General features: G+C 46.4%; 13 protein-coding genes and 1 other annotated feature. Of the genes, 4 read left to right on the top strand and 9 right to left on the bottom strand.

Annotated features, from left to right (window positions below; translation table 11 throughout):
* Positions 1 to 152: 152 nt before the first annotated feature.
* Entirely contained in the window at positions 153 to 1,001 is an 849-nt protein-coding gene (locus C1A02_RS01430) for a transporter substrate-binding domain-containing protein (RefSeq protein WP_101696423.1), read from the bottom strand.
* Between the two features lie 219 nt (positions 1,002 to 1,220).
* Entirely contained in the window at positions 1,221 to 2,879 is a 1,659-nt protein-coding gene (locus C1A02_RS01435; RefSeq protein WP_101696424.1) for a leucine-rich repeat domain-containing protein, read from the bottom strand.
* Positions 2,880 to 3,077: 198 nt separating this feature from the next.
* Here C1A02_RS01435 and C1A02_RS01440 point away from each other — a divergent pair, with 198 nt between their 5' ends.
* Positions 3,078 to 3,704, top strand: coding sequence for a cytidylate kinase-like family protein (locus C1A02_RS01440; RefSeq protein WP_101696425.1), 627 nt, complete (start codon positions 3,078 to 3,080; stop codon positions 3,702 to 3,704).
* A gap of 53 nt (positions 3,705 to 3,757) precedes the next feature.
* Here C1A02_RS01440 and C1A02_RS01445 read toward each other — a convergent pair whose 3' ends face one another.
* Positions 3,758 to 4,402, bottom strand: coding sequence for a VOC family protein (locus tag C1A02_RS01445; RefSeq protein ID WP_101696426.1), 645 nt, complete (start codon positions 4,400 to 4,402; stop codon positions 3,758 to 3,760).
* A 212-nt stretch (positions 4,403 to 4,614) separates the two neighbouring features.
* Here C1A02_RS01445 and spoIIID point away from each other — a divergent pair, with 212 nt between their 5' ends.
* Positions 4,615 to 4,863 carry a sporulation transcriptional regulator SpoIIID gene (spoIIID, locus tag C1A02_RS01450; protein WP_009066041.1) on the top strand — a complete coding sequence of 83 codons (249 nt, stop codon included), beginning with the start codon at positions 4,615 to 4,617 and terminating at the stop codon, positions 4,861 to 4,863.
* Between the two features lie 114 nt (positions 4,864 to 4,977).
* Here spoIIID and ilvA read toward each other — a convergent pair whose 3' ends face one another.
* The 5 genes from ilvA to C1A02_RS01475 all read right to left on the bottom strand — a co-directional run bounded on the left by ilvA (position 4,978) and on the right by C1A02_RS01475 (position 9,857).
* Positions 4,978 to 6,180: a threonine ammonia-lyase gene (gene ilvA / locus C1A02_RS01455; protein ID WP_101696427.1), complete on the bottom strand. Its 1,203-nt coding sequence runs from the start codon at positions 6,178 to 6,180 to the stop codon at positions 4,978 to 4,980.
* Positions 6,174 to 6,680, bottom strand: a complete 507-nt coding sequence (gene ilvN, locus C1A02_RS01460; protein ID WP_101696428.1) for an acetolactate synthase small subunit — start codon at positions 6,678 to 6,680, stop codon at positions 6,174 to 6,176. The genes ilvA and ilvN overlap by 7 nt, the downstream gene beginning before the upstream one ends.
* Complete coding sequence (gene ilvB / locus C1A02_RS01465; RefSeq protein ID WP_101696429.1) at positions 6,680 to 8,368, bottom strand: biosynthetic-type acetolactate synthase large subunit; 1,689 nt, start codon at positions 8,366 to 8,368, stop codon at positions 6,680 to 6,682. Before ilvB ends, ilvN begins: the two co-directional genes overlap by 1 nt.
* Positions 8,369 to 8,456: 88 nt before the next feature.
* Positions 8,457 to 8,700 (bottom strand) — a binding site (T-box leader).
* 124 nt (positions 8,701 to 8,824) lie between these two features.
* Positions 8,825 to 9,517, bottom strand: a complete 693-nt coding sequence (locus tag C1A02_RS01470; protein WP_101696430.1) for a permease prefix domain 1-containing protein — start codon at positions 9,515 to 9,517, stop codon at positions 8,825 to 8,827.
* The gene (locus tag C1A02_RS01475) at positions 9,510 to 9,857 is read right to left on the bottom strand and encodes a PadR family transcriptional regulator (RefSeq protein WP_503089922.1); all 348 of its coding nucleotides are present in this window, start codon (positions 9,855 to 9,857) and stop codon (positions 9,510 to 9,512) included. Before C1A02_RS01475 ends, C1A02_RS01470 begins: the two co-directional genes overlap by 8 nt.
* 151 nt (positions 9,858 to 10,008) lie before the next feature.
* On the opposite strand from C1A02_RS01475, the gene C1A02_RS01480 reads away from it, so the two are divergent.
* Both C1A02_RS01480 and C1A02_RS01485 read left to right on the top strand, forming a co-directional pair.
* Positions 10,009 to 10,479, top strand: a complete 471-nt coding sequence (locus C1A02_RS01480) for a MarR family winged helix-turn-helix transcriptional regulator (RefSeq protein WP_101696431.1) — start codon at positions 10,009 to 10,011, stop codon at positions 10,477 to 10,479.
* Positions 10,476 to 11,291 (top strand): DegV family protein, encoded by an 816-nt coding sequence (locus C1A02_RS01485; RefSeq protein WP_101696432.1) that lies wholly within the window; start codon positions 10,476 to 10,478, stop codon positions 11,289 to 11,291. Before C1A02_RS01480 ends, C1A02_RS01485 begins: the two co-directional genes overlap by 4 nt.
* 85 nt (positions 11,292 to 11,376) lie before the next feature.
* Here C1A02_RS01485 and C1A02_RS01490 read toward each other — a convergent pair whose 3' ends face one another.
* A complete protein-coding gene (locus C1A02_RS01490) occupies positions 11,377 to 12,204 on the bottom strand; it encodes a helix-turn-helix transcriptional regulator (RefSeq protein ID WP_101696433.1) in 828 nt (275 codons plus the stop codon).
* Between the last annotated feature and the right edge of the window lie 121 nt (positions 12,205 to 12,325).

Consider the following 12,325-nt stretch of genomic DNA (forward strand, 5'->3'; position numbering starts at 1 on the left):
GGTTTTGTTTTATTCTAAAGTATTATTTTGGCGTACATTAGCCCTAATCAGAACGCAAAGAACCGGTAAAAACACTTTTAAGAGGGATGGCTCTGCTTTTTGTGTAGTTGCCGATAAACTATCGGTTTGTTTGGGTCTGATATTAAATGTTCTTAACTTCTTTCTACAGTCGTAATATCTTCGCCAAACCACTTGTATGAGATATCCTTTAAAGTCCCATTTTTTTCTAATTTCATTAGCACTTCATTCATTTTTTCAGTTAAAGCCTCGTCGTTTTTACGCATTCCAATTACATAATCTTCATCGGCCAGTGAAATGGGGGTTCCGCCTTCATCTAACATGCGAAAGGTGCCCGGCTGATTATTCATAAAAAAGCGGGCAGAGACTTCGTCGATGGCAATTGCATCAATCATACCTTTTTCAACTTGGGTTGTGGCTTCCGGGTAACTTTCGATTTCTACAATCTTTTTTAAGGAATGTTTAAAATCACGGTTTTGTGTGGAATTCAGTGCATATTTGGCAGAGGAATTATTTTGCACACCAATTGTTGCTCCGCTTAAATCTTTTAGGGAATAATAGGTAGAGTTACCTTTGACTAAAATGGCTTGATTGCTGCTTAAATAAGGGATACTCATCGAAAAATTTCGGGCGCTTTCCGGTGTTTTACTAAAACCATTCCACAGAACATCCACCTCGTAATTATCCAGAACTTCCTCTTTTTTTGCCCAGTCAATTATTTGAAATTTGATATCCACTCCCAGGTATTTTCCAGCTTCTTTGGCTACATCAATATCAAATCCAACCAATTCACCGTTTTCGTCAGTATATCCCATAGGGGGGAAAGTCCCATCCGTGCCAACAATCAGCGTTCCGGATTGTTCTATCTTCTTCCAGGATTCATCGGTTTCTGTTCCTGAAGAAGATGAATGGTTGCCCTGATTACAGGCGGTGATTCCAAAACACAACAGGCAGGCCAGAACCAAAGACAGTAATTTTTTCATTGTAACAATCCTTCCAATTTAAAATCAAATTTCTTATTCTGGGTTTCTGTCATAAAAAATCCAAAATCTCAACCAGTTGTTTTTTAGCTTTCCCATTTGATGTTAAAAAGTGAAGACTTTTTAAAAAAGAAACAAAAAAAGCTTCCGGAAAACCGGAAGCTTTTTAGATTCAGTCATTGGATTGTCCGTTTTGCATGGTTTTGTACTTACGGCAAATTGTCAGTTAAAATAGCTGCGATTTCTTGCCGCCTGGCCATGCTGAACAACATTGTAAGCCACATCAAAACGAATGGAGACATGATTGAGAACCCTTGAGCCATCCAGAACCTCCACCACCACATAACAGGTGCCCGGGGACTTGCCGGTTACGCGGTAATTGCCGTTTGCCAGCCGCTGAACAGTTGCAATTCCGGTTCGGCTGGAATAAACGTTGATGGTCTTAGTATATGCATTTCCGGCCAACGATACACCGATGTCATAAATATTATTAGGCGCCATGGTGTAAGCGTTGGTATCAATCATGACGGAACCGGCGTACTGAATTCCGTTATAAATTAAATCGGTGTTCACAGGATTGGTGGGATTTGTTGGATTGGTAGTTGGCGGCGTTACGCCGGCAGGAATATCGGAAGAAGGATCACTGGTCAGCTTGAATTTATAACCCTTGCTTTCCGCATAAAAACGAACATAAGAGTTAGAAGTGCCTCTCAGCGTTGTGTTGTCAGAGAACGTATTGCGTCCAATGTCATCCACACTGTCCGGAACGACCAGAGTATATAGGCGCGGGCAGTCATAGAATACGCCGTCACCTAAGCCTTTTAACCCGTTTTGGATGGTAACGGTGGTCAGCTGCTGATTATAGGCAAACATATCGTCTTCCAAGGTTCCCAGTTCTGAGGGAATATTTACCTGCTGCAAACGGGAACAATAAGAAAAGGCGGCTTCGCCCAAACGCGAAAGATATTCCGGAAGGTGAACCGAAACCAGGTTTACACAATAAGCAAAAGCTTCGGATTTGATTTCATCCAGCATGGAAGGCAAATTAATGGTGGTCAGCGCCCGGCAGTTGTAAAAGGCTCTTTCTTCAATCGAATAAAGAGAACGGGGCAGACTCACACTGGTCAGCGCGGTGCAGTTAAAGAAAGTTTTCGGCGGCAAGACTTCCATGCCGTCTGGCAGGCTGGCACTTTTCAGTGCGGTACAGCTGTAAAAGACCGAACTGCCCATGTGTGAAATGGTGCGGGGAAGAGAAGCCGAGGTTAAAGCTTTACAATAGCTAAAGGCTTCTTCTTCTAAAGTGGTAAGTCCATTTCGGAAGGTAACGCTGGCCAGTTTTCCGCTGTAACTGAACGCTTTTTTCTCAATGGTTTTGACAGAAGGCGGAATGGAAACACTGGTCAAACCGGAGTTATAAAACGCTGCTTCCTCGATAACTTCCAGATCGGTGGGAAGAGAAACTTCGTGCAGGCCGGTGCAGCCGCTGAACATCCCCTCGTTAACCACAGTCAGTTTTTTGGGAAGAGTCACACGAGAAAGCTTGGGGCTTTCTGCAAAGGCTCTGGAGCCGATTTCGGTGACGGAATTCGGAATAGAAACCGAGGCAAGGCGCCCGCAGTCATAAAAGGCTTTGCTGCCGATGGATTCTACCGAATCGGGAATGGTGACAGAAATAATTCGGTTGTTTCCCTGAAAAGCCCCATCCCCTATGTAACGGACGGTGTTGGGAATTTTAATAGACGTATCGGTTCCGGAGTACTTTACCAAAGTACTGCCTGACATTTTAAAATCGCTGCTGGCAGCGAAAACGGACGCTGGCGCAAAAGCCACGGCGGCCAATACAAAACCGATGACCAGGGTCAGCAGCTTGTATTTTTTCATAGAAACACGCTCCCTTATTTATTTATTCTATAAAGAATTATAAAGCAAATCAATACATTTATAATTTAACACGGGTTGGTAAATTATGCAAGAAAAGTAACAAGACTGAAAGAACCCTTTTTTCTGTTGACCCGGACAGAGGAATGTTTTATACTGGGAATACCATCCATCACACGAAACAGGCAGGAGAGTGATACAATGAAAAAATTTGTGATTACAATCGCTCGCGAATATGGCAGCGGAGGAAGAACAGTTGGCAGAATGCTGGCAGAAGAACTGGGGGTTCCCTTTTATGATAGAGAACTGATGCGGCTGGCATCAGACGAAAGCGGTATCAGTGAAACATTATTTGCAAAGGCCGATGAAAAAATAAAGGGTACTTTGTTGTGGCGGGCATTTCGTAAATCGTATTCTGGGGAATTGATTCCCCCGGACAGTGAGGATTTTGTATCGAACCAAAACCTGTTCCAGTTTCAGGCAAAGGTGATCCGCGAACTCGCTGCGGAAGAATCCTGCGTGATTATCGGGCGCTGTGCAGATTATATTTTGAGGGATATGGATCATGTGCTGAGCCTTTATGTTCATGCACCGATGGAATCCTGTATGGAACGGGCTCGGGAATTTCACCCGCATTTGTCCGATGATGAGCTGCGCCGTTTGATTCAAAAGATCGATAAGCGCCGCGCGGAATATTACCAGTATTTCACCGGGCGCAACTGGAAAGATGCAGACAATTATGATTTGAGTTTTAACAGCAGTGAACTAAGCTGGGAACAGTGTGTTCAGCTGGTTAAAGCCTATCTTGATATTAAAATGGGCGAATAAAAGAAAATAAAATCCGGAACGGGGCATAGATGCCTGGTTCCGGATTTTTTTATTTAGAAATTGTTTTCGTTTTCTTTACTTTTCGTTTCATATTCGATTTCCATATCCCGAATTCCATCCCCCACAAATAACGCCAGAGTGGGGTCGTCACACAAAGATTGAATGAAAGGGATGTATTCCTTTTTTGTGCCGAATGCAACGCTGGTAATCTTTTTTGCCCCGTTGGGGTGAACAAAGTTTTTGGGTTTGGGATCAATATTAAAATAAGTCATCAGGAACGGAATCTGCAGGTCATAGGGGAACAGGCAGGTAAAGCGCAGCTTTCTGCCCTTGGTGTCATCCCTTCGGGAATTGGTCATAAAATACCCCTGATTTTCCTGTTCCAACAACTTTTGTTCCTTTTCTAATGTGGGTTCATAAGTTTCTAAAGCAAGGCCGCAAAGCCCGCCGGGGTGGTTTTCCCAAAAGTCCATTCGATCCACAAATTTGCCCTTTCCCGCCAGCCGCAGCAGCTTTTTAACAAAGCCCGGCATACCGGTGGAGGCCAGCAGCTCCAAATACGGCCCTTCAGAAAAATAGATGATGGCATTGTACGGATTTTTTGCGGAGCCGTACTCCACCTCAAACCCCTTTTCGCGGTACTCATTTACTGCCTGCTTCAAATCCTTTGTTTTTAAAATCATATGGCTGACTTTCATTGCAATCCCTCCCGGACTGTATTTGTCGTGTATTCCTGTTGCCAGAATCGGCTTCTGTTATGTTAGTTATAACATACAAGAAAGGGGATTGCAATTGCTGATATGGATTTCGCTCTTTTGGGAAAAGCCCGGATTCTTTCCCGCTTTTTTCATATTCTCATTTCTAAGCGCATATCTATGAACTAATCAGATTTAGTTTGGGAGGCAGAGCTGTGAAAGGCATAGTAGAAGAGCGAGCCGTAGAGCTGGGAGAATACATCATAGAAAATAACGCAACCGTGCGTAAAGCTGCAAAAAAATTCGGCGTCAGCAAATCCACAGTACATAAAGATGTGGCCGAACGGCTGAAGTATGTCGATCCGCAGCTGTACAAAGAAGTCAAGAATGTACTGGAAATCAACAAGGCGCAGCGTCATATTCGCGGCGGCATGGCAACCAGAATGAAATACAAAAAGGATTGAGATGGCTGTGTAATTCCAAGGTCCGGACCGCCCGGACAGAGTGTACCGAAAAAAGACCGGCAGCTCCCTTTTCTTCCAGCCAGAAAAGGGAGCCGCCGTTTTTTGTATTCTTCCTTACGAATGCTCTATCATATGATACCCGGCATTTAAAAGCGCATTTCGAATTTCTTCGATGTGCTGGTGGTTGCGGGTTTCCATCACAATTCGCAGGGTGCAGCCGTTAATATCACTGCCTTCACCGGAATGATCGTGGCGGACTGCCACCACATTTCCTCCCAAATCGGCGATGATGCCGGCCACTTCTTTGAGCTGCCCCGGTTTGTCGAGAAGTTCCAGTGTCATATCGGCAGACCGGCCTGCTTTGAGCAGGCCCCGGCTGATAATACGGGACAGAATGGTGACGTCAATATTGCCGCCGGATAGCAGACACACTACTTTTTTGCCTTTCAGATCCAGTTTGTCAAACAAAGCGGCGGCAACAGAAACAGCCCCGGCTCCCTCGGCAATCAGTTTTTGCTGTTCAATCAACGTCAGAATGGCAGTGGAAATTTCGTCGTCGGTTACGGTGACCACTTTATCCACATATTGATGGCACAGTTCATAGGTGAGTTCGCCGGGCTGTTTGACGGCGATTCCGTCAGCGATGGTGGACACGCCGCCAAGACATTCCACCTTGTGTCCTGATAAAGACTGCACCATAGAAGGGGCACCGCAGGCCTGAACGCCATAGACTTTACAGTTGGGATTCAAGGATTTTATAGCAAATGCCACGCCGGAAATCAGCCCGCCGCCGCCAACCGGAACAATCACGGCGTCCACGTCGGGCAGTTGGGTCAAAATTTCCAGCCCAATCGTGCCTTGGCCCGCTATTACATCTTCGTCATCGAAGGGATGGAGAAAGGATCGCCCGGTTTCCTGCTGAATTTGAAGGGCCCGCTGATAGGCATCATCATATACGCCGCTGACCAGTTCCACCTGCGCACCATAAGCCCGGGTGGATTCCACCTTAGAGATGGGGGCAGTGTCTGGAATACAGATCAGCGCCGGGATGCCGCTGCGGGCGGCAGCCAGAGCCACGCCCTGGGCATGGTTACCCGCAGAGCAGGCAAGGACTCCTTTTGCCCGTTCCTGCTGGCTCAGGCGTGACATTTTATAATAGGCACCCCGCACCTTAAAAGATCCGGTAATTTGAAGATTCTCTGTTTTTAGGTACACTTCACAGTCCGAACGAATTTTGGGGGCATAGATCAAATCTGTTTGGCGAATCACGTCTTTTAAGACAAAGGCGGCATGATAGATTTTATCCAAAGTCAGCATACTTCTTCCTCCTGTGTGCTCATGGCCATAGCACCGGTGCGAAGAATCTGTTCAATCTGATAGGGCCTGCACAATTCAATCAAGCTGTTCAGCGCGGCGGCGTCGCCCACCAGTTCTAAAATCATGCGGTTGGGGGAAACCTGCAAAATCGAAGCGTGAAATGCATTGGCCAGCGTGACCAGAAATTCGCTGTTTTCCGGGGTTCTTTTCACTCGCAGCAACAGGTGCTCCCTTACCACTGCCTTCTCTTGGGACAGCACATTCACCTGTTCGATTTCTTGAAGCTTGCTCAGCTGTTTATCCACCTGACGCACAATTCGGTCATCCCCCTGCACCACGATTATCATTTCAGAATACTGTTCGTCTTCTGTTTGAGAAGCCACAATGCTGAGGATATTATAGCAGCGGCGGCTGAACAGTCCCGCGATGCGCAGAAGCACCCCCGGGGTGTTCCGGGCACGAACGGACAGGATGTATTCGCTTTCTTTTGTCACACTCATCATTTTTGCTCCTTTTCCGGAATTTCGATAATGGCATCTTCTGCTGCGGCTCCCGCAGGAACCATGGGCAGTACATTCAGGTCGCTGTGAATCAGGCAGTTGATCAGCGACGGCCCTTTGTAATCCAGCGCCTGACGCAGGACAGGCTCCACTTCATCACAGGTGCGGATGGTAAATGCTTTGATGCCGAAAGCCTGTGCCAGCAGTTCATAATTGGTGGACTTATCCAAGGTGGTTTGGGAAAAGCGGCTGTCATAGAAAAGCTTTTGCCATTGCCGCACCATGCCCAGCACATTGTTATTTAAAATCAGCTCGATAATCGGAATGTTATATTTGGCAGCAGTGGAAAGTTCATTGCAGTTCATATGAAAGCTTCCGTCGCCGGCCGCGTTTACCACGCGAAGCCCCGGCTTTGCCAGCTGGGCTCCCAGTGCGGCGCCCAGACCAAAACCCATGGTTCCCAGCCCGCCAGAGGTAACCATTCTGCGGGGATGCTGAAAAGGGTAAAACTGTGCGGCCCACATTTGATGCTGACCCACCTCGGTGGTAAGAATCAAATCTTCACCTGCCAGCCGGTGCAAAGTTTGGAACAGATATTGGGGCGTTACTCCCTCGTCACACGCCGCTGTTTGGATTAAGGGGTATTCCTGCTGCCATGCCCTAACCTGCTCCATCCAGCCCGGATGTGCGGATTGCTCTAAATGTTGATTCAGTTGTTCCAAAACAGTGCGGGCATCCCCTTTTAGTTTGACATCGGCCGTAATGTTTTTATTAAACTCTGCGGAATCAATGTCGATGTGGATAATACGGCAGCCCCGGGCAAATAAATCGGAATTGCAGATCACACGGTCAGAAAAACGGGTTCCCACCGCCACCAGCAAATCGCAGTGTTTCAGCGCCATGGCAGAGGGGATGGTTCCGTGCATCCCCAGCATGCCCAAATACCGGGAATCGGTTTGGTCAAATCCGCCCTGGCACATGAGGGAGCAGGAAACAGGGGCGTCCAGCTTACGAAGAAAGGCATCAAGCGCTTCAGAAGCATCAGAGGCAATCACACCGCCGCCGGCATACACAAAGGGGCGCCGGCTTTCTGTAAGCAGCTTCAGAGCCTGATTGAGCCGAGATTCCGGCGGAGCCAAGGGGATTTCTATTATGGGGTTAGGCGCAGCGGTGAATTCGCAGCGGTGTGTGGTAATGTCTTTGGGAATATCTACCAAAACCGGGCCTTTGCGTCCGCTGCCTGCAATGCGGAAGGCTTCCCGAATCGTGTGGGCCAGATTTTCTACGTCTTTTACAATAAAATTGTGTTTGGTAATTGGCATGGTAATTCCGGTGATATCCACTTCCTGAAAACTGTCCAGCCCCAACAAATTCCGGTTTACATTGCCGGTAATTGCCACCACGGGTACCGAATCCATATAGGCGGTGGCCAGCCCGGTGACCAGATTAGTGGCGCCCGGGCCGGAAGTGGCAATGCACACTCCGGTTTTTCCGCTGGCTCTGGCATAACCGTCGGCGGCATGTGCCGCGCCTTGTTCGTGGGCGGTTTCCACATGAGTAATCCGGCCCTGGTATTCGTACAGGGCGTCGTAAATGTTTAGCACGGCTCCACCGGGATATCCAAATACGGTGGTGGCGTCCTGTTCCAACAAGCATTCCATAATGATTTGCGCACCGGTTAACAGCATGTTTTTTCCTCCTGTAGCGTTTTTTCTGATTCGGCGATTATAGGGTCAGGAAACTTTTAAAAACGAAAAAAGCCCTCGCCTCTGGAAAACCAGAGGCGAGGGCTGAAAGCTCCCGCGGTACCACTCTGTATTACTGCCATTTGGCAGTCACTCGCTGCATATCCAACAATATGCTCCCCGGTAACGGAGGGAGGCCGGGCAACACTTACTACCCAAAGGGTTCAGCTGCCTGCTCCAGGGTGATGTCCTGCAAACGCCCCGCTGTCTCGCACCAACCGACAGCTCTCTGGAAGGACGGTACTTTGCATTCGTGTCCCTTTCAAAGCAATTTTTTATTATTAACAATCATATGCGCTGTGCCGTAATTTGTCAAGCAAAGCGAAACAGAAAAAGAAAAATTGTTTAAAAGCAAAATACCGTTCAGCAATTTTCTGCCGTTTTTGGGCAAAACGGCAATTACCGATCACCTAAAATAACAGAGAGAATTCCGCACAGGATTCCACCGATGGGGAATACAACCCATCCCGGATGCCACAATTGGAACAGAAAACCTAAAATCAAATATACGGCGGTTGCTGTCAGCATAATGGCTCCGCTGAGCCGCCCGACCAGTTCGTTTTGGGGGCTGTTTTTGGGGGAGTCCCCAAAAGTGGCAGAAGAGCGGGTATATGATTCCATTTGTTCATCCAGATGATTTTTCTGAATCCCGAAAAATACAAAAATGCCAACGCCGATGGCGATCATGATGAAAAATGCAATGGTAGAAAGGTAGCCGTCGCCAAACATAGCTTCAAAAGCCTGCTGAAAAATAATGGCCAGAATACAGCATAGAACCCCCACGGTCACTGCAACGGCAAAAATACGGTTGAACTGTTCATACCGAATACGAAAATCTTCGGGAACCGCCGGATAGGAGGGTGGGACAAATTCCGAGCCTTCCGGGATTCCCAACTCTCGGCGAATTTCTTCGATGCTTCCAAATTCTGCTATGACCAGGCCAAAGGCTTCGTTTTCATTTTTTCCTTCCCGGATCAAATTCTCATATGCTTCCTCCATGCTCTCGATAATGTGCAGTTTCATTTCAACCACTTCTTTGGTACGAGGCAGAGAGGAAAAAGAATTTTCTACATAAATTCGGATTTTACTCATGGCTTTTCTCCTCTTTCTCAGATGTAAAATAATCAACCACTTGCTTTGTCAGCTGCCATTCGGCGCATTTTTCTTGATAATAGGCCCGGCCCGCAGCGGTAATCGTAAAATACGTTCGGGGCTTTCCAAAGGATTCGGATCCATGGTAGCTGGCAATATAACCATTTTTTTCTAATCGGTTAATGGCGGAATACAAGGTGGTTTCTTTCATGCTGTAATTTCCCTTAGTACGCGTTTGAATTTCTTTTGAAATTTCATATCCATAAGAATCATGCTCCAGCAGCAAAAACAGGATGATGATATCGTTATAGCCGCGCATGACATCGCTGCCAATCAACACTATTCGCTCTCCCTTCACTACTACGTCTGATGAAGTAATTACACTATAACACAACTACTACGACAAGTAAAGTAATTTTTAAAAACTTGACAATTTCTTTTGTTTTAAAGTAAAATACTTTTAACTTAAAACTTTTTTAGGAGTATGAAAAATGAATTCTCTTCAGCAAGAAGAGCTGAATTACTTTTTTGCAGAAACGTTTAATAAAATTTTGCAATATGAGGAAGCAGCACTTTCTTATGGGGATGCGGCAGGTCTGAGCGTAAAGGAACTGCATACATTGGAAGCTGTGGCACATTTGCAGGAAAAAAATGAAAACACCATGTCTAAAATTGCTGCGCGGCTGGCCATCAGTGTGGGCGCACTGACCACAGCCGTGGGTGTTTTGGTGGGAAAAGGATGTTTGGAACGTCGAAGCTGTCCCGATGACAGGCGGGTAGTGCAGGTGGTTCTGACAGAAAAGGGAAAAAGAGCGGAGCGTCAGCATCGCAGATTTCATCAAGAGATGGTTCAGATGATAGGGAATTCCCTTTCAGAAGAGCGGCTGAACTCTTTGCTGGAATCCCTGAAAATTTTGAGTCATTTTTTTGATCAGAAAAAGGAAGGCGGAGACACAGCATGAGCGTAAAAATCATTACGGACAGCACGGCAGATATTTCGGTGGAAGAGGCCCAAAAGGCCGGGATACAAATTGTTCCGCTGACAGTTCATTTTGGCGACGAACAGTATGTGGATAAGTTCACCATTACCAATGAGGAATTTTATGAAAAGCTCAATGGAGATGTGATGCCCACCACCACACAGGTGAGCCCCCAAAGCTTTTTGGACGTTTATGCGGAATATCCCGATGACGATATTGTGGGGATTTTTATTTCTCAAAAGCTTAGCGGAACCTATCAATCGGCTGTGATTGCAAAAGAAGAATGCGGCCGGGATAATATTTATCCCATTGATTCCGCAACGGTTACTGCCGGCATGGCTTTGTTGGTGCGCGAAGCGGTGCGCCTGCGGGATGAGGGCCTCAGCGGCAAAGAGATCAGCGAAAAAATTACTGCTTTGACTCAAAAAGTGGAAATGATGGCTGTATTTAACACCATGAAATATCTGGTGAAGGGCGGCCGGATTTCCAGCACCAAAGGAGTGCTGGGCAACCTGCTTGGAATCAAGCCGATTATTCAGGTGAAAGACGGAGTGTTGGAACCGATTGGCAAAGAACGCGGCATGAAAAAAGCATGCGACTTTGTTGTGGAACGGCTTGGCCGGATGGAGAATCTGGAGAATTCGATGCCCATTGCTTATGCTCACAGCTTTAATTTGCAGGATATTGCCTTTTTAAAACAAGCGTTGGGCGAAGGGGAAACCTTTGAGATGGGAAGTGTGGTTGGAACCCACGCAGGCCCCGGTGCTGTGATTGTGGCTTATTTTTTAAAGTAATGGGAAATTAACGGAATCTTAAATAAAATAAAAAAGTCCCGGATGTGATTCCGGGACTTTTTTCTGTATTTAATTTAATTACAGCTTACAGCCGATTCACATTGGCTGTGGAAGAACGAAACTTTCCGGGAGCAACGCCGGTATGTTTTTTAAACGCACGAATGAAATTATTGGAGTTGCCAAACCCACATTCCACAGCGATTTCTGCAATGGGCTTATTGGTGTTCCACAACAGATCTTTGGCATAGGAAAGGCGGTTCATAAGCAAAAACTGCTTGGGGCTGTAGCCGGTTAGCGCTTTAAAGCTGTGGGACAAATAAAATACACTGATGTAAAACTGTTCCGCTAAATCTTTGATTTGGATATCTTCCAAATAGTGTTCCTCTAAATATTTTTTCACTTCATAAATATGAGAGGAATGTCTGCCTTCGTGAGAAGCAAACTGGCTTGCCGAACGGCGGTAAGCCAAAATGAGAGATTGCTGAAGAAAAGAAATCATATAATCCCCCCGATAGGGGCGAAAACGAGAACTTTCCCTTTCCATTCCTGCAAAGAGGATCTCAGCATCCTGCCGGCAGTCATTCAAGTTAAAGGCAGTAAAGCTTTCTGGGGAATGGTGCTGGAATACCGACATAAAAGGGCTGTCCGGCAAAATATCGTGAATTTTTGACGGCTGAATTGTCACCAGATACCTTTGATAAGGAAGCTCCAATACTTCCAGAGAACACTCATCCAGGTTGCTGAGAAATAACATATATCCTTCGCTCACAATATAATTTACTCCATTTACGGTCAGCCGAATTTTCCCCCGCTTAATATAAATCTGGCGGTAAACATTAAAATACAGCTGCTGAATGGGCATGTCAGAATCAGCGTATGTGCAGTCAATCGCTAGATCCAGCTGCGGTTCCATAAAAAACCTCCTTTTCCCTTTTTCCTGTTATGCAATTCACCATGATCCTATCAATTGCTTCCTTGGGCATGGCCGCCGATTGCTCCAGCCGAAGGAACCACAAAATGAGGTGTAAAAAGAA

Origin of the sequence: Clostridium minihomine (assembly GCF_900240385.1) — a bacterium.
Lineage (GTDB): Bacteria > Bacillota > Clostridia > Oscillospirales > Acutalibacteraceae > Faecalispora > Faecalispora minihomine.